Raw genomic sequence first — 18,266 nt, 5'->3', positions numbered from 1 at the left:
GTTCGGACAGGAGGCGGGAATGACCGACGCGACCAGGTCGACGACAGCCGAGGTGCGTACCGAGGTGGAGGTGCGCGACTCGGTGACGGCGATCGTCACCGAACTGGCGCCGAACCCGGAGCAGATCGAGGGGTCGGGTGACTCGCGGCTGGTCGAGGACCTCGGCTTCCACTCGCTCGCGCTGCTGGAGTTGGCCTTCACCCTGGAGGACGAGTTCGATCTGCCGCCGATCGACGAGACGACGGCACGCAAGATCGTCACGATCGACGCCGTGGCGGAGCACGTCAGCGACATCCTGCGATCCCGCGGCGAGCTGGCCAGTTGACCGGGCGCCCGGGGCACGCACCGGGCACGGCGACCCTGCGCCCGTCTGCGCCCGGCGACGGGGACCAGCGGGCCAGGGCGCTGTCGCTGCGGCTCTTCCTGGCCATGCTGCACACCCAGGAGCTGCTGGCTGGCTACCTGGGTGCCCGGCTCGGGCTGTACGAGGCGCTCGACCGTAGCCCGGCCGACGTGGCCGAGCTGTGCGCGCGTACCGGGATCGACGCCCGGTACGCGCGGGAGTGGCTGGAACAGCAGGCGGTTGCCGGGTTCGTCGAGGTGGACGACGTGGCGGCCGCACCCGAGCGGCGGGTCTACCGGCTGCCGCCGGGGCACGCCGAGGTGCTGCTTGCCTCGGACAGCCCGCTGTCGCTGGTGTCGCTGACCATGCTGCCGCTGGGCGGGGTGGCCGGGGCGTTGCCGGCGTTGCTGGACGCGTACCGCACCGGAGCCGGGGTGCCGGACGAGGTGTACGGCGACGACTGGCGGCACGGCCACTCGGGTGCCAACCGGGCGCTGTTCACGTACGCCCTGCCCGGCTGGCTCTCCTCGACGCTGCCGCAGATCCACCAGCGGCTCCTCGCCACACCGAGCCGGATCGCCGACATCGGTTGCGGCGCGGGCTGGGCGGCGATCGCGCTGGCCAGGGCGTACCCCCAGGCGGAGGTCGACGGCTACGACCTGGACGCGCCGACGGTGGCCGCGGCGGCCGCGAACGCCACGGCCGCCGGCGTGGCCGATCGGGTCCGGTTCCACCGGCGCGACGCCGCCGACCCGGAGCTGGCCGGCCGGTACGACCTGGTCTGCGTCTTCGACGCGCTGCACGAGATGAGCCAGCCGGTGTCGGTGCTGCGGGCCTGTCGGCGGCTGCGCGGTGAGGGCGGTGCGGTGCTGGTGCTGGATGCGAAGGTGGCGCACCGGTTCGTCGCCCCCGGCGACGAGGTCGAGCGTTTCCAGTACGCCACCAGCGTGCTGCACTGCCTGCCGGCCGGTCTGGCCGGGCCCGACTCGACGGCCACCGGGACGGTCCTGCGTCCGGCCCAGGTGCGCCGGTTCACCACCGAGGCGGGCTTCGCGGACGTGCAGATCGTGCCGGTGGACGACCGTTTCCACCGGCTGTACCACCTGACCGGCTGATGCGGGCGGTGGGGAAGGGGCGACCGGCTCCTTCCCCACCGCCCGCTCAGCCGGCCAGGTCGGCGCCCAGCGTCCGCTTGTCCACCTTGCCCACCGCGGTGTACGGCAGTGCGTCGCGCAGCTCCAACCGGTCGGGCAGCTTGTACGCGGCCAGCCCACGGTCGGTGAGGAAGTCGCGCAGCTGTCCCAGCGTGGGGGCTTCCGAGCGCGGCACCACGACCGCGCAGGTCTTCTCGCCGAGCACCCGGTCGGGGACGGCGAGCACGGCGACCTCGCGGACCGCCGGGTGAGCGAGCAGGTGCTCCTCGACCTCGCCGGCCGGAACCTTCTCGCCGCCCCGGTTGATCACTTCCTTGATCCGGCCGACCACGACCAGCTCACCGGTCGGGGTCCAGCGGACCAGGTCCCCGGTGCGCAGGAAGCCATCCTGGGTGAAGGTGCGCGCGTTGTACTCCGGCACCCGGTAGTAGCCGCGCAGGGTGGTCGGGCCGCGCACGATCAGCTCGCCCACCTCGCCGGCGGCGACCTGCCGGCCGGTGTCGTCGATGACCTGGAACTCGTCGGCGCTCGACAGTGGACGACCCTGGGTGTGCGCGGCGAGCTCCGGTGGGTCGTTCGGGCGGGTGCAGCAGATCGGCCCCTCGGCCATGCCGAAGAAGTGCGCCAGGCGGATCCCCAGCTCCCGGGTCACCCGGTCGGCCACCTCCGGGCTGAGGTTGGCCCCGCCGACCTCGACCACCAGGCCGGTCAGGTCGGCACCGAGCATCGGCGCGAGGTCGGCCCACAGCGGCAGGAAGGGCGGCATCAAGGTGGTCAGGGTGACCCGCTCGCGGGCGATCAGCCGGAACGCCTCGTCGGGGCTGGGACTGCCGGCCAGCACGGCCGTGGCGCCGACCCACAGCGCGCCGAGCACGCCTGGGCAGCCGAGGGCCGCGTTGTGGGCGACCGGCAGTGCGGCGAGATAGACCCCGCCCGGCCCGAATCCCATCGCCGCGGCGGTCGCCCGCAGTTGGTACGCGTAGTCGTCGTGGGTGCGCGGGATCAGCTTCGGCAGGCCGGTCGAGCCGCCGGAGAGCAGGAAGAACGCGACGTCCGACGGGTCCGGGGCCGCCAGCGGCACCGGATCGGCGTCCACCTCGGCCAGGGCGGTGAACTCGCCGGGGTCGCCGACCACGAACACCTCCCGCAGCGACGGCGTGTCGGCGCGTACGTCGGCGGCGAGCTTGCGCAGGTCGTACCCCTGGACCTGGTCGACGGTCACGTAGGCGACCGCCTCGGTGTGCGCGCACAGGTGGCCGATCTCGGCACGCCGGTGCGCCGGCAGGGCCAGCACGGGTATGGCGCCCAGGCGGAACAGTGCCAGGCACACCACCACGAACTCGACGCTGTTGGGCAGTTGGACCACCACCCGGTCGTACCGGCCGACACCGCGAGCCAGCAGCCCGGCGGCCATCCGGTCGGCGCGGAGGTCGAGGTCGCCGTAGGTCACCCGCTGCTCGCCGGTGACCAGCGCGGTGCGCTCAGGATCCGTGCGCGCCCACTCCCGGCCCAGGTCGGCGAGCGACTCGCCACGCCAGTAGCCCTCGGCGCGGTAACGCTCGGCCAGCTCCCGCGGCCAGCTCACACATCCGTCCAGCATCCAGTGCCTCCCGCGAACGACGGTGACAGCGACCCTGAACACAAGCTAGTGTGCAGATACACGAGATACAAGACACGTGATAGTGGAGGCGGTTGATGCTGGCGGCGCGGCCCCGTACCGACCTTGGTGCGTTGACCCGGCTCACCGAACTCGCCGACTACATCGTGCCGTTCGCCCTCCGGGTGATCGCCGAGCTGGGCGTGGCCGACCAGCTCGTCGACGGGCCGCGACCGGTGACCGACCTGGCCGAGGCCACCGGCGCGCACGCGCCGTCGCTGCTGCGCGCCCTGCGAGCGCTCGCCGGCAAGGGCATCTTCACCGAGGTCGAGCCGGAGGTGTTCGGGCTGACCAGACTCGCCGAGCCGCTGCGCACCGACCACCCGTTGTCGCTGCGCGACGCGTACCCGCTGATGGCCGCGGACGTGCGCGCCTGGGCCTTGCTCGGCCGGTGCCTGCGCACCGGGGAGGCCGCCTTTCCCCGGGTCCACGGCACCGACTACTGGTCGTACCTGGCCGGGCATCCAGCGGACAGCCTCGCCGTCGACCGGTGGATGTCGAGCCTGACCCGGCTGCATCTGCGTACCGTCCTGCCGGCCTGGCCCTGGGCGCAGGCCCGGGAGGTCGTCGACGTCGGCGGCGGCGACGGCGCGTTCCTGGCCGGCATGCTCACCCGCTGCCCGCAGCTGTCCGGCACACTGCTCGACCTGCCCCACGTGGTGGCGGCCGCGCCAGCGCTGCTCGCCGCCGCCGGGGTGGCCGATCGCTGCCGGATCACCCCGGGCAGCTTCTTCGAACCGGTGCCGGCGGGCGCCGACCTGTACGTGCTCAAGACCATCCTGCCGGGCTGGGACGACGCCGACGCCACGGCCATCCTGCGCCGGATCGCCGAGGCGATGCGGCCGGAGAGCCGGCTGCTGCTGCTGGAGGCGATCATCCCCGCCGGTGACGCCTTCGACGTCGCGAAGCTCGTCGACCTGCACACCCTGGTGCTGACCGGCGGCCGGCACCGCACCCGCGACCAGCTCGTCGACCTGCTGGCCGGCGCCGGCCTGTCACTGGACCGCATCATCGCCACCCCCACGCTCACCGTGATCGCCGCCGGTCCCGCCGGGGCGCAGCCGACGTTCCCCTAGGAGGTATCGATGGCCCCGACCCGACCCCGGATCGACATCGAATCGGTGTTCCGACTGACCGAGCTGGCCGACTACATCGTGCCGTTCACCGTGCGTGCCGTCGCCGAGCTGGGCGTGGCCGACCAGCTCGTCGACGGGCCGCGACCGGTGACCGACCTGGCCGAGGCCACCGGCGCGCACGCGCCGTCGCTGCTGCGCGCCCTGCGAGCGCTCGCCGGCAAGGGCATCTTCACCGAGGTCGAGCCGGAGGTGTTCGGGCTGACCAAGCTCGCCGAGCCGCTGCGCACCGACCACCCGTTGTCGCTGCGCGACGCGTACCCACTGCTGGAACCCGACATCGAGGCGTGGGCGCACTTCGACCACAGCATCCGCACCGGGCAGGCGTCCTTCGACCAGGTCCACCCCGAGGGCTACTGGCCGTACATGGCCGCCCATCCGCACGACAGCGCCCGCTTCGATGCCTCCCAGCAGGCGGCCACCCGGCTGGAGCTGCGGGCCGCGCTGCCCGCGTACCCCTGGGGTGAACTGGCCACGGTGGTCGACGTCGGCGGCGGCAACGGAGCCTTCCTCGGCGGCATCATGGCCCGCTTCCCGGCGTTGCAGGGCACCCTGTTCGACCTGCCGCACGTGGTCGCCGAGGCCGAGCCGGTGCTGCAGAAGCTCGGTGTCGCCCAGCGGTGCACGGTGACCGGCGGCAGCTTCTTCGAGACCATCCCGGCCGGCGCGAACGCCTACCTGCTCAAGCGGATCCTCTACGGCTGGGACGACGACAACGCCGTACGGCTGCTGAGGGCCGTGCGGGCGGCGATGCGCCCGGACAGCCGGCTGCTGGTGCTGGAGCCGGTCGTCGAGGCGGGAGACCGGTTCGACGTCGGGCGCCTCTACGACCTGCTCCTGCTGGCCATGGTCGGCGGCGGCGCCCGCTCCCGCGAGCACATCGAACGGCTGCTGGACGTCGCCGACCTGCGGCTGGCCCGCAGCGTGCCCACCATGATGTTCCCGATCCTCGAGATCGTCGCGAAGACGGAGGCGTGAGCAGTGCGACTGGTTGTGGACTTCTCCCGATGCGAGAGCAACGCGATCTGTGTGGGTCAGGCGCCGGAGGTGTTCGACGTCGGCGAGGACGACCGGCTGCAGATCACCGAGCAGCCGCTGGAGGGCTCGCTGGCCGCCCGGGTGCGGGAGGCCGCACGCCGCTGCCCCAAGCAGGCGCTGTCCGTCGTGGACGACTGACGTCGGTGGGCCGCCCGGTGACCCGGGCGGCCCACCGGGGCAGCTAGTCGGCAGCGCCCGCCGCCTCGATCGCCGCCCAGACCCGCTCGGCGGTCACCGGCATGTCGATGTGCCGCACGCCCAGGTGCCGGACGGCGTCGACCACGGCGTTCTGCACCGCCGGCGGAAACCCGACCGCGCCCGACTCGCCCAGCCCCTTGGCACCGAGCGCGTTCACCGGGGTCGGGGTCTGCATCACGACCGTCTCGAACGAGGGCAGCTCGGCCGCACCCACCATGGCGTACCGGTGCAGGTCGCCGTGCAGCGGCGTGCCGTCGGCGGCGAAGCGGACCTCCTCCACCAGCGCCTGGCCGGCGCCCTGCGCCAGCCCGCCGTGCACCTGGCCCTCGGCCAGCAGCGGGTTGAGCAGCACGCCCGCGTCGTCGACCGCCACCGCCCGCAGCAGGGTCACCTGACCCGTCTCGGTGTCCACCTCCGCCACGGCCAGGTGCGCGCCGAACGGGCAGGTCGCGGCGGACGGCTGGAAGGTCGCCTCGACGCGCAGCCCGCCGTCCGGGCCGGCGTCGTCGGCGGCCAGCTCGGCCCAGTCGACGACCCGCCCGCCGGGCGCCTGGAACCGTCCGGCGGTGAACTCCACCTCGTCTCGGGGCACGCCCAGCCGGACGGCTGCCACGTCCCGGCCCCGCTCCACCAGGGCCAGGGCCGCCTCGCGGACCGCCATCCCGCCGGTCTGCAACGACCGGGACCCGCCGGTGCCGCCGCCCTCGGCGACCGTCGCGGTGTCGGAGTGGCGCACGTCGACGCGGTCCATCGGCACGGCGAGCACGTCGGCCGCGATCATCGCCCAGGCGGTCACGTGACCCTGCCCGTGCGGGCAGGTCCCCGAGTGGACGGTGAAGCGGCCGGTGTCATCGACCCGCGCCGAGGCGTACTCGCTGCGGGTGTCCGCGCCGGTGATCTCCACGAAGGTGGACAGGCCGATGCCGAGCTGCTGGACGTCGCCGCGCGCGCGGCGGGCCGCCTGCTCGGCGCGCAGCGCCGGATAGTCGGCCTCGGCGAGCACCCGCTCCAACGCCGCCGGGTAGTCGCCGGTGTCGTAGCGGGCGCGGGTCACCGTGGTCACCGGGAAGCTCTCCGGTGGCAGCAGGTTGCGCCGGCGCACCTCGGCCGGGTCCATGCCGATCTCCGCCGCGTACAGGTCGACCATCCGCTCCAGCGCGGCGACCGCCTCGGGCTGCCCGGCGCCCCGGTACGACACCACGGGTGTGGTCGTGGTGGTGACGCTGGACGAGCTGAACTTCGCCCGCCTGATGGCGTACGGGCCGGTCAGCATGGTCCGGGTCCAGAACGGCAGGATCGCCCCGATGCGCGGGTACGCCCCGGCGTCCTGCACGACCTCCAGCGCGTACGACACGATCCGCCCGTCGCGGGTGCCGCCCAGCTCGGCGCTCTGCTGCTGGGCCCGGCCGTGCCCGGCGGCGATCATGCTCTCGCTGCGGGTCTCCGCCCAGCGCACCGGACGGCCGAGCCGGCGGCCCGCCCAGGCGACGAGGACGTCCTCCCGGCTGGCGAACGCCTTGGAACCGAACGCCCCGCCGACGTCGCCGTTGACCACCTGGACCCGCTCCTCCGGCTCGCCGAGGGCCGTCGCGAGCTGCCCGCGCCACAGGTGCACGGCCTGGCTGCCGGCCCGGTAGCGCAACCCGTCCGGGCCCCACTCGGCCTGCCCGGCGCGGGCCTCCAGCGGGCACGGTGCGACCCGCGGGTTCCGCATCCGCTGCCGGACCACCACGTCGGCGCCCTCGTGTAGCTCGGCGCGCCCGGCCGGGCGACGAAAGCCGAGTTTGAGCACCATGTTCGTGCCGGCCTGCGGATGCAGCACCAGATCGTCGGCGAGCGCCCGATCCACGTCGACCAGCGCCGGCAGCGGCGCGATGTCGAGGTCGACGAGGGCGGCGGCGTCCACCGCCTCGGCGCGGCTGGTCGCCAGCACCGCGGCGACCGGTTCGCCGACGAACCGCACCACGCCGTCGGCGAGCACCGGTGTGGTCATCTTCTGGTTCAGCACGCCGGCCTCGGGCGGCAGCGGCGGCAGGTCCACGTCCGCCGCGGTGAACACCGCGACCACGCCGGGCGCCGTCCGGGCGGCGTCGGCGTCCACGCCGACCAGCCGGCCGTGCGCCACGGGGGAGCGGACGAAGACCAGCTCCAGGCAGCCGGGCACGACCACATCGTCGACGTACGTCCCGCCGGTGGTGAGCAGGGCCCGGTCCTCGGTACGCCGGACCGGTCGGCCGATCAGTGACATCTCTGCGACTCCTGGTTCTCCCGGCCCTGGGTCTCCCGGCGCGACGCCGGCTCAGGCCGGGGTGACGGCGAGCGGGATCGACTCGTACGACCGGAACAGGGCGTTGGGCTCGCGTACCGGCTCGGCGGCCAGGTCGATGCCGGCGAGCCGTCGGGCGAGCCGGTCGAAGACGACCGCTCCCTCGATCCGGGCCAGCGCGGCGCCGAGGCAGCCGCGGACGCCGCCGCCGAAGCCGACGTGCGGGTTGGGGTGACGGCCGATGTCGACGCGGCCCGGGTCGGCGAACACGTCCTCGTCGTGGTTGGCGCAACCGAGCAGGAGGAAGACCGAACGACCGGGCCGGATCACCCGGTCACCGACCGGGATCGGCTCCAGCGCCAGCCGAGCGGTGTACTGGATCGGGGCGTCGAACCGGACGAACTCCTCGGCCGCGGTGGCCGCCAGCGACGGGTCGTCGCGCAGCCGACGCCACTCGTCCGGCCGCTGCGCCAGCGCGATGCTGCCGGTGCAGACCATGTTCATGGTCGTCTCGTAGCCGGTGAAGCAGAGAAAGACGATGTTGTCGACGACCTCTTCGATCCCCTCGGCCGGGTCCGCCACGGCGAGCATCCGGTCCAGCAGGTCGCCGTCCGAGTCGGCGCGCCGGCCGGTGAGCAGGTCACGGACGTACCCGCGGAGCCAGGCCAGCGCCTCGTCCGCCGCCGCGCGGTCGGCCTCGGGCAGGAACGGTGTGAAGGCCCGGCCCAGGGCCGTCGAGCGGGGCCAGACCTCGGCCCGGGTCCGCGCCGCCGGCAGCCCGATGAGTTCGCAGACCACGGTCGCGGCGACCGGGAAGGCCAGCTCGGCCACGGCGTCCAGACGCCCGGTGTCCAGGGCTGGCGCGAGCAACTCGTCGACCAGTTCACCGACACGGCCGGCGGTGCGCCGGGCCACGCCGGGGCTGAACGCGCGGACGATCTGCTGGTGCAGTCTGCTGTGGTCGTCCGGGTCGCGGGTGGGGATGATGCGTCGGAACACCTCGCGGGAGAGATCCTGCGCCATCCGGAACTGCGGGTCGTCCTCGGGAAAGGTGTTGCTGAGCCGACGGTCGCGCAGCAGCGCGGCCACGTCCCGGTGCCGGGTCACACCCCAGCTCGCCGGGCCGAACCGGCACAGCGGGCCGGCCGCCCGCATCCGCGCGTACGTCGGGTAGGGGTCGGCGACGACCTCGGGCGAGAGGGGGTCCATCCGCGCGGGCAGGACCCGCCCGGCCGGGCTCACCGCCGCACCGCCACGGGAACGCTGGCGTACGAGCGCAGCGTCCCGTCGGTCTGCCGGCGGGCCGGCCCTGCCGGGGTCAGTGTCGGGAAGGTGCGCAGCAGGGTCTCGAACGCGACCTGCGCCTCCACCCGGGCCAGGTAGCCCCCGAGGCAGTGGTGGATGCCGCCGCCGAAGGACAGGTGCGGGTTCGGGTCGCGGGTGACGTCGAGACGGTCCGGATCGGCGAAGTGCTCCGGATCGCGGTTGGCACTGCCGATCAGCAGGATCAGCACCCGACCGGCGCGGATGGTGCGGTCGCCGACCTCGACGTCCTCCCGGGCCAGCCGGGCGACGCCCTGGATGGGGGCGTCGTAGCGCAGGAACTCCTCCACCGCGCGGGGCGTCAGGGTCGGGTCCGCTCGGAGCAGGGCGAGCTGGTCGGGGTGGTCGAGCAGGGCGGCCACGCCGGTGGCGATCAGGTTGGTGGTGGTCTCGAAGCCGGCGAAGAAGGCGAAGACCGCGTTGTCCACGATCTCGTCGTGGTCGAGCACGGCGCCGTCGTCGTCGGTCGCGGCGAGCATCCGGGACAGCAGGTCCTCGCCGGGTTCGGCGCGACGCTGGTCGAGGATCTCGCCGAGGTAGCCGCGCAACCACTCCACCGCGCGGTCGGCGGCGGGGCGGTCGTCGTCCGGCACGATCGCCGCGAACGCCTTGCTCAGGTCCAGCGCGTACGGGCGGATGCGTTCGTGGTCGGCCGGCGGGATGCCCATCAGGGCGCAGACCACCATCACCGGCAGGGGAAAAGCCAGATCCGAGACCGCGTCGAAGTGTCCGGTGTGGGTCGCCGGGGCCAGTAGGTCGGTGACCATCGCCTCGATTCTCGGGCGCAGCCGACGGACCAGTGCCGGGCTGAACGCCGTGGCCATCAGTCGCCGCAGCCGGCCGTGCTCGGGCGGGTCGCGGTAGAGGATGATGCTGCCGAAGAAGGAGCCGGCGGCACCGTCCCCGGCCGACATCCGGTGGTAAGCCGCCGGAAACTCGCTGCCCAGGCGCGGGTCGCGGACCAGCCGGGCGACGTCGGCGTAGCGGGTGACGCCCCAGCTGCCCGGACCCATCCGGCACAGCGGGCCGGCCGCCCGCAGCGTCGCGTAGGTGGGGTAGGGGTCAGCCAGCACGGCAGGGTCGCGGGCGTCGAATCTCGGCGGCATGCCGGTACGGGCCGAGGTCATGCCCGTCAGTATGCTCAACCAAAGATACGAGAAACAAGTACTTCCGAGATACGCGAAACACTATTAGGCTTCCGAGTCATGACCGAGACCGTGGTGAGCGCTGACCCCCGGATCATCGCGATGGAGTTGCTGATGAAGGCCCCGGCCACCGTCAGCAGCCCGTATCCGCATTACCACGCGTTGCGGTCCGCAGCGCCGAAGTACCGGATGGAACAGCCCGGCCAGGGCGTGGGTTGGGTGCTCACCACGTACGACGACTGCCGTGCGGCACTGCGTAACCCGTCGCTGGACAAGTCGGCGCAACGCCCCCGGATGGGTGACTCCCGCGGCCGCGAGGGCGCCCGCACCCTGCTGTTCCTCGACGGGCCGGAGCACAGCCGGCTGCGCGGGCTGGTCAGCCGGGTGTTCACCCCCCGCCGCACCGAGACCCTGCGCCCCCGGCTGACCTCGTTCGTCGACGGCCTGCTCGACGACATCACCCGCCAGATCGGCCCCGGCGGCGGCGAGGTCGACATCGTCGGCTCGTTCGGCTTCCCGCTGCCGGTCATGGTGATCGGCGAACTGGTCGGCGTGCCGCCGACGGACTGGCCGCTGCTGCGCCGGCTGACCCGCGCCGCCTCCGGCGGGCTGGAGATCTTCGCCCCGCCAGAGGTGCTCAAGGCATCCGACCAGGCGCTCGGCGAGATGGAGGAGTACTTCGCCGACCTGGTTCGCAAGCGTCGCGAGGATCCCCGCGACGACCTCGCCTCCGCCCTCGGCCAGGTCGAGATCGACGGTGACCGGCTCTCGGTCGACGAGCTGATCCAGGTCATCGTGCTGCTCTTCGGCGCCGGCTTCCAGACCATGACCGACCTGATCGGCCTCGGCACGCACGCGCTGTGCCGCAACCCCGACCAGCTTGAACGGCTGCGCGCCGAACCGGATCTGACCCGGTCCGCCGTCGAGGAGCTGCTGCGCTTCGACTCCCCGGTGCACGTGCTGGGCCGTGCCGCGTTCGAGGACACCACCTTCGTCGACGGCACCCCGCTCGCCCGGGGCGAACACGTGATCACCCTGATCGGCGCGGCCAACCGTGACCCGGCCCGCTACGCCGACCCGGACGTGCTTGACATCGCCCGTTTCGCCGGCGCAGAACCGCCGGAGACGCCGCTGTCGTTCGCCTGGGGACCACACCACTGCCTCGGCGCGCAGCTCGCCCGCGCCGAGGGGCAGATCGCCTTCCGCCGGCTGGTGGACCGGTTCGCGGTGATCGAACTGGCCGACCCGGACGCCGACGAGATCGACCTCGAGTGGCGGCACAGCAGCACCTTCCGGGGCCTGGAGGAGCTGCGCATACGGCTGGTCCCGGCCTGAGCATCCCGAAGCACGCGCCGACCAGGAAGGGAAGTCCATGCCGGAGGCGGTGATCGTCGAGGCGGTCCGGACGCCGATCGGCCGGCGCGAGGGTGTGCTGTCCGGCCTGAAGGCCGTCGAGCTGCTACGGCACGTCCAGGTCGAGGTGATCCGCCGGGCCGGTATCGAACCGGGCGAGGTCGATCAGATCATCGGCGGCTGCGTCACGCAGGTGGGCGAGCAGAGCCTGAACGTCACCCGCAACGCCTGGCTCAACAGCGGGCTCGACTACGAGGTCGCGGCGAGCACGGTGGACGCCTCCTGCGGCTCCGCCCAGCAGGCCAACCACCTGATCGCGGCGCTCATCGCCGCCGGTGCCATCGACGTGGGCATCGCCTGCGGAGTGGAGTCGATGAGCCGGGTGCCCGTCGGCACCAACCTCTACCAGGGGCCCGGCCACTACAAGACCCCCGACTACCCGTACGACGACCCGCCGAAGGCGCAGTTCGGCGGCGCCGAGCGGATCGCGGCCCGGCTGGGGCTGACCCGCGCGGACGCCGACGCCTACGGGCTGCGCTCGCAGCAGAGGGCGGCCCACGCCCGCGCCGAGGGCCGGTTCGACCGGGAGATCATCCCGTTGCCGCTGCCCGACGGCGCGATCGTCGACGCCGACGAGGGCATCCGGGAGACCACAATCGACGGGCTGGCCGCCCTGCGGCCGGTGATCCCCGACGGCATCCACACTGCCGGCACCATTTCGCAGATCTCCGACGGCGCGGCCGCCGTGCTGTGGATGTCGCGGGAACGGGCCACCGCGCACGGCCTGCACCCTCGGGCCCGGCTGGCGCACCAGGTGGTCACCGGCGCCGACCCCTACTACCTGCTCGACGGCCCCACCGTCGCGACCCGCAAGCTGCTCAAGCGGGCCGGGATGAACCTCGACGACGTCGACGTCGTCGAGGTCAACGAGGCGTTCGCGTCGGTCGTGCTGTCCTGGGCCGCGCACCACGACGCCGACCTGGACCGGGTCAACGTCAACGGCGGCGCCATCTCGCTCGGGCATCCGCTGGGCAGCAGCGGCACCCGGCTGCTGGTGACCGCCCTGCACGAGCTGGAACGCCGCGGCGCCGAGGTCGCCCTGGTCACCATGTGCTGCGGCGGCTCGCTCGGCACGGCGTCGCTGCTGGTGCGGGAGTAGGCGGGCATGGACATCGACATGCGCGGCGTGCCGACGTCGCCCGCCCCCGCGACCCGCGACGCTGCGGCCTTCTACGCCGACGCCCGCCACGACCTGACCGGGCCGTTGCACGGCGTACGGGTCCTGGACGTCACCAAGGTGTGGTCCGGCCCGGTGGCGAGCTGCGTCCTGGCCGACCTCGGCGCCGACGTGCTGCGGGTGGAGATGCCCGGCAACCGGGAGGGGCTGATGCCCCCGGACATCCCCGGCACCGGGCTGTCCTGGTTCCGGCAGAGCGTGCACCGCAACAAGCGCAGCATCGGCCTGGACCTGCGCCGCCCCGGCGCGGCCGAGGTGTTCCTGCGGCTCGTCGCCACCGCCGACGTGGTGGTGGAGAACTACAAGCCCGGGACGCTGGACGCCTGGGGCGTCGGCTACCAGGCCTGCCGGGCGGTCCGACCGGACGTCGTGCTCGTCTCCGTCTCCGGCTACGGACAGTTCGGCCCAGACGCGGGACGGCCCGGCTACGACCCGACCACCCAGGCCGCCGCCGGCTGGATGGCACTCAACGGCGAGCCCGACGGTGCGCCGTTGAAGGCACCCACCTTCCTGGCCGACGACCTCGCCGGCCTGCACGCGGTGATCGGCGCGCTGGCCGCGCTGCGTCACCGCGACCGCACCGGCGAGGGCCAGCACGTCGACGTCAGCATGCTCGACTCCCTGCTCTTCTCCAGCAACGGCTACCTCACCCTCGGCGCCACCGGGGTGCCTTTGCGACGCTGGGGCGACCAGGCCGACTTCGTGGTGCCGGCCGGCTGTTTCCGCTGCGCTGACGGTCACGTCTACGTGGCTGTCGCCCTGGACCGCTCCTGGCGTCGGTTGGCCGAGGTGGTCGGTCGCCCCGAACTGGCCCGGGCCCCCGGGTACGCCACCAACGAGGAACGCCGCGACAACCGCGCCACGGTCAACGCGGTCCTCGCCGACTGGTGCGCCGGGCGGAGCTGCGCCGAGGTGGTCGACACCCTCGACGCGAACGGGATCACCGCCGAGCGGGTCCGTACCTTCGCCGAGGCCGCGACCGACCCGCAGGTCCACGCCCGGGCGATGGTGCAGGAGACGGTGCTGTCCAACGGCAGCACCGCGCCACTGACCGGGCCGGCGGTCAAGTTCTCCCGGACGCCGACCGCCGTCCGCTCCGGCGCACCGGAACCCGGCGCCGACACCGAACGGGTCCTCGACGAGATGGGCGTCGACGCGGCCACCCGGGAACGGCTGCGCGCGCAACGGGCCATCGGATGAGGAGGAGGTGACATGGCAACGGCAGGTGACGCGCCGCGCTGCGCGCTGGTGACCGGGGTGTCCCGAGGGATCGGCCGGGCCGTCGCGCTGCGGCTGGCCGCCGAGGGGTACGCGGTGGCCGGCTGCTACAGCACGCCGAGCGAGGCCGCGGAGAAGACCCGGGCGGAGGTCGAGGCGTACGGCGTCGGGACCTGGTTCGGGCCGTGCGACGTGACCGACCCGGCCGCGGTCGACGAGTTCGTCTCCGCCGCCGAACGGCACCTCGGGCCGCTCACCGCGCTGGTCAACAACGCCGGCATCACCCGGGACCGGCCCCTGGTACTGATGGCGCCCGGCGAGTGGCACGACGTGATCGGCACCAACCTGACCGGCACCTGGAACACCTGCCGGACCGTCGCGTTCCGGTTCCTCAAGCGACGCCGCGGGGCCATCGTCAACCTCTCCTCCGTCGCCGGGGTCACCGGCAACACCGGGCAGACCAACTACGCCGCCAGCAAGGCCGGCGTCATCGGGCTCAGCCTGTCCCTGGCCAAGGAGGTCGCCGGGTACGGCGTACGGGTCAACGTGGTGGCCCCCGGCTTCATCGAGACCGACATGACCGCCACGCTGCCGGCCACGCTGCGCGACCGGGCCCTGGGCCAGATCCCGCTGGGCCGTTTCGGCGCACCGGCCGACGTCGCCGAACTGGTCGAGTTCCTGCTCTCCGAGCGGGCCGGCTACATCACCGGCCAGGTGATCCGGGTGGACGGGGGGATCGTGCTGTGACCGCCGCACCCACGTTCAGCGCCGGGACCCGCCCCGCCGAGACGTACCAGGCCGCGGCGGCGCCGCTGCCCGCGATCGGCTGGGTCGAGGTGTCCGCCGGGCCGCGCGGCGGGATCAGCCTGCGCGCCGGCACCACGGTCGATCCGGACGACGTCTACCTGGGCGGGCACTTTCCGGAACTGACCGTCTATCCGGGCGTGTTCACCCTGGAGACGATCGGGCAGGCGGTGACCGCGGCCGTCGGCTACTGCGCGGGCCGGCTGCCCCAGCTGCACCGGTTGCGCTCCGCCCGGTTCCTCGCCCCGCTACTCGCCGGGGACACGCTCACCGTCGAGGCGTCGGTCGGCCCGGTCACCGAGGACCAGTCCTTCGAGGTCGCCGCCCAGTGCGTTCGCGGCGACGGGGTCCGCGCGGCGACGGTGCGGGCCGTGTACCGCTGGCCGGCCCCGGACGGGGAGGGCACCTGATGAGACTGGAGCACGGCGAGCTGCGCGCCCTGCTGCCGCACCGGTACCCGATGCTGCTGCTCGACCGGGTCGACAGCATCGAGCCGGGAACGAGCCTGGAGGCGGTCAAGGCGGTCACTGGCTGCGAGCCCTGTTACCGGGGGATCGCCGAGGGGCAGGCCCCCGACCGGTACGCGTACCCCGCCTCGCTGCTGATCGAGTCGTTCGGTCAGGGCGCGGCGGTGCTGTGGCTGCTGTCCCGCGGCCCGGGCGAGGCCGGGCTGCCGATGTTCACCGCGGCCCGCGACTGCGTGCTGCTGCGCCCGGTGTATCCGGGCGACGTGATCCGGCACCGGGTCCGGCTGGAACAGGTCGTGCACGGTGCCGCATTCGCCTCCGGGTCCAGCTGGGTCGGGACCGACCAGGTGGCGGAGTTCGGCTCGATGATGGCGGTCGTCCGACCGGCCGACGCCATCGCCGGAGCCCGATGATGAGAGGAAGAGGGAACCCCGATGAGTGAACGGGAACAGCACGTGGCGGAGCTGCGGGAGATCGTGGCCGAGGTGCTCGAGTTGGAGCCCGAGGAGGTCGCCGACACCGCCGACTTCGTCGAGGAGTACGAGGCGGACTCGTTGCGGGCGATCGAGATCCTGGCCCGGATCGAGAAGAAGTACCGGGTGGAGATCCCACAGGCCGAACTCAACGAGATGCGCAGCCTCAAGGCCGTCCACGAGGTGGTGGCGCGACACGCCGGCTGGCAGGACTGACCCGTGCACCGCGTGGTCGTCACCGGGCTCGGTCCGGTGTCCGGCATCGGCATCGGCGTCGACGAGTTCACCGCCGGGCTGCGCTCCGGCCGGTCGGCCGCCGCGCCCATCACCAGCTTCGACGCGAGCGGGTTCCCGCACCACTACGCCGGCGAGGTGCCGGCGTTCCGGCCGGAGGCGCTGCTGCAACGGCTGCGGGTCGCCGACTGGGGCCGCTCGGCGCTGTTCGCCGCGGCGGCCGCGCGGCTGGCCGTGACGGACGCGGGCCTGCCGCTGCCCATCACCGATCCGGGGCGCTTCGGCGCGGTCGTCGGCACCACCAGCGGCGAGTCGACGGTGGTGGAGCAGCTCACCGCGGAGCTGGTCGCGGGGGGCTACCCGGCCATGTCCGTCGAGGCGCTGCGGCATGCGCCGGCCGAGCGGTTGTCCTACGCGGTGAGTGCGGAGCTGGGCCTGGCCGGGGAGTCGGTCACCCTCACCACCGCCTGCTCGGCCAGCAACTACGCCATCGGGTACGCGTACGACCTGCTCTGCTGGGGTGAGGCGGACGTGATGGTGGCCGGCGGCGCCGACTCGGTGTGCCGCTGGGCGCACGCCGGCTTCTTCCGGCTCGGCGCGCTGACCGAGCGGGCGTGCCGGCCGTTCGACCGGGACCGCTCCGGCATCCTCACCGGCGAGGGCGGGGCCGCCCTGGTCCTGGAGACGCTGGAGCACGCGCAGGCCCGGGGCGCCCGGATCTACGCCGAGGTGCTCGGTTACGGCGTCAACTGCGACGCCCACCACATGGTCGCGCCCAACGAGGAGAGCGTCGCGGCGTGCATGCGGCTGGCCCAGGACAACGCCGGGGTCAAGCCGGAGGATGTCGACTACATCAGCACGCACGGCACCGGCACGCCCGCCAACGACCTGTGCGAGGCGCGGGCCATCCGGGCGGTGTTCGGCGACCGGGTACCCCCGGTCAGCTCGATCAAGTCGATGCTGGGCCACACCATGGGCGCGGCGAGTGGGTTCGGCGCGATCGCCACCACGCTGGGCATCCGGCACGGGTTTTTGCCACCGACCATCAACTGGGCCAACCCCGATCCGGAGCTGTCCTGGATCGACCCGGTGCCGAACACGGCCCGGGCGGCCACGGTACGGGTGGCGCAGAACAACGGGTTCGCCTTCGGTGGCAACAACGCCATCACGATCTTCGGGGCGATCCGGTGACCGGCCTGGTGACCGGCTGGGGGATTCTCTCGGCCGCCGGGGACTCCGTCAGCGAGTTGCTCGCCGCCGTGCGGGCCGACACCGTCGTCCGCACCGACGTCCGCGACCGCTTCGAGGAGCCGCTGCCCACGGCCGAGGCGCCGGCGATCACCGACTTCGACGTACGTCGGCTGCTCGGCCGCAAGGGCACCAGCTTTCTGGACCGGGCGACCGCGCTGGCCATGGTGGCCTGCGGGCGGGCGCTGGCCGACGGGGAACTCACCCCGGACGACGACAACCGGCACCGCGTCGGCGTGGTGCTGGGCACCACCACCGGCAGCCTGAAGTCGACCATGGACTTTTCCCGCGAGACGCTGGTGCAGGACAAGCCGTACCTGGTCAACCCGGTGTTGTTCCCGAACACGGTGATGAACTGCGCGAGTGGCCAGGCGGCGATCCGCTACGGGCTGCGCGGCGTCAACGCCACCGTGGCCGGCGGTCCGCTCGCCTTCCTGTACACGCTGCGCTACGCGCTCAACGCCCTGCGCCGGGGCTACGCCGACGCCCTGCTGGTCGGCGGGGTGGAGGAGTACACGCCCAACACGGCGTGGGCGGCGGAGCTGACCGGCAGCGGCCCGGCCGGTGAGGCCGCGGCCGTCTACCTGCTGCGCCGCCCGACGCCCGGCGTCACCGTGGCACCGCGCGCGGAGGTGCTCGCGGTGGCCACCGGTTTCCAGCCGGAGCAGACCGCCGACGGGCTCGCCGACTGCGTCCGCCGTGCGCTGGCCACCGCGAAGGTCCGCCCGGCCGATGTCTGGGCGGTCGCCAGCGATGACCGAGACGGCGACATCCTTTCCGACGTGGTACCGGCCGCCGCGCAGCGGCTGTCGGTGCGCCCGGCGCTCGGTGACTGCCAGGCCGCCGCGGGCGCGCTGGCGCTGGGCGTGCTACTGGCCCGGTACGCCGAGGACCCGACCGCGCGGGGACGACCCGCGTTGATCACCGGCCAGTCCCGTGACGGCGCGGTCGCCGCGGCCGTGGTGCGGGGGTAGG

The 18,266-nt window shown here is 73.4% G+C and carries 18 protein-coding genes; 14 read left to right on the top strand and 4 right to left on the bottom strand.

Annotated elements, in window-relative coordinates:
* The first annotated feature begins 19 nt into the window (after window positions 1-19).
* Window positions 20-325, top strand: a complete 306-nt coding sequence (locus OG990_RS11115) for a phosphopantetheine-binding protein (RefSeq protein ID WP_355604522.1) — start codon at window positions 20-22, stop codon at window positions 323-325.
* Window positions 322-1,458 carry a class I SAM-dependent methyltransferase gene (locus OG990_RS11110; protein WP_406080266.1) on the top strand — a complete coding sequence of 379 codons (1,137 nt, stop codon included), beginning with the start codon at window positions 322-324 and terminating at the stop codon, window positions 1,456-1,458. Before OG990_RS11115 ends, OG990_RS11110 begins: the two co-directional genes overlap by 4 nt.
* 46 nt (window positions 1,459-1,504) lie before the next feature.
* Here the strand turns inward: OG990_RS11110 and OG990_RS11105 are convergent, their stop codons facing one another.
* On the bottom strand, window positions 1,505-3,097 hold the full coding sequence (locus OG990_RS11105) for a (2,3-dihydroxybenzoyl)adenylate synthase (protein ID WP_406080265.1): 1,593 nt from the start codon (window positions 3,095-3,097) through the stop codon (window positions 1,505-1,507).
* Window positions 3,098-3,192: 95 nt separating this feature from the next.
* Between OG990_RS11105 and OG990_RS11100 the strand changes: the two genes are divergently transcribed.
* The 3 genes from OG990_RS11100 to OG990_RS11090 are packed head-to-tail and all read left to right on the top strand — an operon-like array spanning window position 3,193 to window position 5,463.
* Entirely contained in the window at window positions 3,193-4,230 is a 1,038-nt protein-coding gene (locus OG990_RS11100) for a methyltransferase (protein WP_406080263.1), read from the top strand.
* Window positions 4,231-4,239: 9 nt separating this feature from the next.
* Window positions 4,240-5,265, top strand: coding sequence for a methyltransferase (locus tag OG990_RS11095; protein WP_355604510.1), 1,026 nt, complete (start codon window positions 4,240-4,242; stop codon window positions 5,263-5,265).
* Between the two features lie 3 nt (window positions 5,266-5,268).
* Window positions 5,269-5,463: a ferredoxin gene (locus tag OG990_RS11090; protein ID WP_355604507.1), complete on the top strand. Its 195-nt coding sequence runs from the start codon at window positions 5,269-5,271 to the stop codon at window positions 5,461-5,463.
* A gap of 43 nt (window positions 5,464-5,506) precedes the next feature.
* Here OG990_RS11090 and OG990_RS11085 read toward each other — a convergent pair whose 3' ends face one another.
* From OG990_RS11085 to OG990_RS11075, 3 genes are read right to left on the bottom strand one after another with little or no spacing between them, the layout of a single operon-like run.
* A complete protein-coding gene (locus tag OG990_RS11085; RefSeq protein ID WP_406080262.1) occupies window positions 5,507-7,771 on the bottom strand; it encodes a xanthine dehydrogenase family protein molybdopterin-binding subunit in 2,265 nt (754 codons plus the stop codon).
* Between the two features lie 51 nt (window positions 7,772-7,822).
* A complete protein-coding gene (locus OG990_RS11080) occupies window positions 7,823-9,031 on the bottom strand; it encodes a cytochrome P450 (protein ID WP_406080261.1) in 1,209 nt (402 codons plus the stop codon).
* Window positions 9,028-10,239, bottom strand: coding sequence for a cytochrome P450 (locus OG990_RS11075; RefSeq protein ID WP_406080260.1), 1,212 nt, complete (start codon window positions 10,237-10,239; stop codon window positions 9,028-9,030). The genes OG990_RS11080 and OG990_RS11075 overlap by 4 nt, the downstream gene beginning before the upstream one ends.
* Window positions 10,240-10,317: 78 nt before the next feature.
* Between OG990_RS11075 and OG990_RS11070 the strand changes: the two genes are divergently transcribed.
* The 9 genes from OG990_RS11070 to OG990_RS11030 are packed head-to-tail and all read left to right on the top strand — an operon-like array spanning window position 10,318 to window position 18,265.
* Window positions 10,318-11,592: a cytochrome P450 gene (locus OG990_RS11070; RefSeq protein ID WP_406080259.1), complete on the top strand. Its 1,275-nt coding sequence runs from the start codon at window positions 10,318-10,320 to the stop codon at window positions 11,590-11,592.
* Between the two features lie 37 nt (window positions 11,593-11,629).
* Window positions 11,630-12,769: a steroid 3-ketoacyl-CoA thiolase gene (locus OG990_RS11065; RefSeq protein ID WP_406080257.1), complete on the top strand. Its 1,140-nt coding sequence runs from the start codon at window positions 11,630-11,632 to the stop codon at window positions 12,767-12,769.
* An 18-nt stretch (window positions 12,770-12,787) separates the two neighbouring features.
* Entirely contained in the window at window positions 12,788-14,047 is a 1,260-nt protein-coding gene (locus OG990_RS11060; RefSeq protein ID WP_406081718.1) for a CaiB/BaiF CoA transferase family protein, read from the top strand.
* A 12-nt stretch (window positions 14,048-14,059) separates the two neighbouring features.
* On the top strand, window positions 14,060-14,812 hold the full coding sequence (fabG, locus tag OG990_RS11055; RefSeq protein WP_406080255.1) for a 3-oxoacyl-[acyl-carrier-protein] reductase: 753 nt from the start codon (window positions 14,060-14,062) through the stop codon (window positions 14,810-14,812).
* Entirely contained in the window at window positions 14,809-15,279 is a 471-nt protein-coding gene (locus tag OG990_RS11050; protein WP_406080254.1) for a hypothetical protein, read from the top strand. Before fabG ends, OG990_RS11050 begins: the two co-directional genes overlap by 4 nt.
* Window positions 15,279-15,749: a beta-hydroxyacyl-ACP dehydratase gene (locus OG990_RS11045; protein ID WP_355604488.1), complete on the top strand. Its 471-nt coding sequence runs from the start codon at window positions 15,279-15,281 to the stop codon at window positions 15,747-15,749. Before OG990_RS11050 ends, OG990_RS11045 begins: the two co-directional genes overlap by 1 nt.
* Before the next feature lie 21 nt (window positions 15,750-15,770).
* The gene (locus tag OG990_RS11040) at window positions 15,771-16,025 is read left to right on the top strand and encodes an acyl carrier protein (protein ID WP_355604487.1); all 255 of its coding nucleotides are present in this window, start codon (window positions 15,771-15,773) and stop codon (window positions 16,023-16,025) included.
* A gap of 3 nt (window positions 16,026-16,028) precedes the next feature.
* Window positions 16,029-17,234: a beta-ketoacyl-[acyl-carrier-protein] synthase family protein gene (locus OG990_RS11035; protein WP_406080252.1), complete on the top strand. Its 1,206-nt coding sequence runs from the start codon at window positions 16,029-16,031 to the stop codon at window positions 17,232-17,234.
* Complete coding sequence (locus tag OG990_RS11030; RefSeq protein ID WP_406080251.1) at window positions 17,231-18,265, top strand: beta-ketoacyl synthase N-terminal-like domain-containing protein; 1,035 nt, start codon at window positions 17,231-17,233, stop codon at window positions 18,263-18,265. The genes OG990_RS11035 and OG990_RS11030 overlap by 4 nt, the downstream gene beginning before the upstream one ends.
* Window position 18,266: the final 1 nt, after the last annotated feature.

The organism is Micromonospora sp. NBC_00858 (assembly GCF_045207365.1).
Classification (GTDB): domain Bacteria; phylum Actinomycetota; class Actinomycetes; order Mycobacteriales; family Micromonosporaceae; genus Micromonospora.
The sequence above is the reverse complement of the archived record's forward strand: the minus strand, read 5'-3'. Positions and strand labels throughout refer to the sequence as shown.

What these genes read in the sequence shown, in the direction of transcription:
- fabG (WP_406080255.1), top strand. Translation starts at nt 14,060, where the DNA reads ATGGCAACGGCAGGTGACGCGCCGCGCTGCGCGCTGGTGACCGGGGTG.
- OG990_RS11100 (WP_406080263.1), top strand. Translation starts at nt 3,193, where the DNA reads ATGCTGGCGGCGCGGCCCCGTACCGACCTTGGTGCGTTGACCCGGCTC.
- OG990_RS11105 (WP_406080265.1), bottom strand. Translation starts at nt 3,097, where the DNA reads ATGCTGGACGGATGTGTGAGCTGGCCGCGGGAGCTGGCCGAGCGTTAC.
- OG990_RS11085 (WP_406080262.1), bottom strand. Translation starts at nt 7,771, where the DNA reads ATGTCACTGATCGGCCGACCGGTCCGGCGTACCGAGGACCGGGCCCTG.
- OG990_RS11070 (WP_406080259.1), top strand. Translation starts at nt 10,318, where the DNA reads ATGACCGAGACCGTGGTGAGCGCTGACCCCCGGATCATCGCGATGGAG.
- OG990_RS11045 (WP_355604488.1), top strand. Translation starts at nt 15,279, where the DNA reads ATGAGACTGGAGCACGGCGAGCTGCGCGCCCTGCTGCCGCACCGGTAC.
- OG990_RS11075 (WP_406080260.1), bottom strand. Translation starts at nt 10,239, where the DNA reads ATGACCTCGGCCCGTACCGGCATGCCGCCGAGATTCGACGCCCGCGAC.
- OG990_RS11115 (WP_355604522.1), top strand. Translation starts at nt 20, where the DNA reads ATGACCGACGCGACCAGGTCGACGACAGCCGAGGTGCGTACCGAGGTG.
- OG990_RS11040 (WP_355604487.1), top strand. Translation starts at nt 15,771, where the DNA reads ATGAGTGAACGGGAACAGCACGTGGCGGAGCTGCGGGAGATCGTGGCC.
- OG990_RS11065 (WP_406080257.1), top strand. Translation starts at nt 11,630, where the DNA reads ATGCCGGAGGCGGTGATCGTCGAGGCGGTCCGGACGCCGATCGGCCGG.
- OG990_RS11095 (WP_355604510.1), top strand. Translation starts at nt 4,240, where the DNA reads ATGGCCCCGACCCGACCCCGGATCGACATCGAATCGGTGTTCCGACTG.
- OG990_RS11060 (WP_406081718.1), top strand. Translation starts at nt 12,788, where the DNA reads ATGCGCGGCGTGCCGACGTCGCCCGCCCCCGCGACCCGCGACGCTGCG.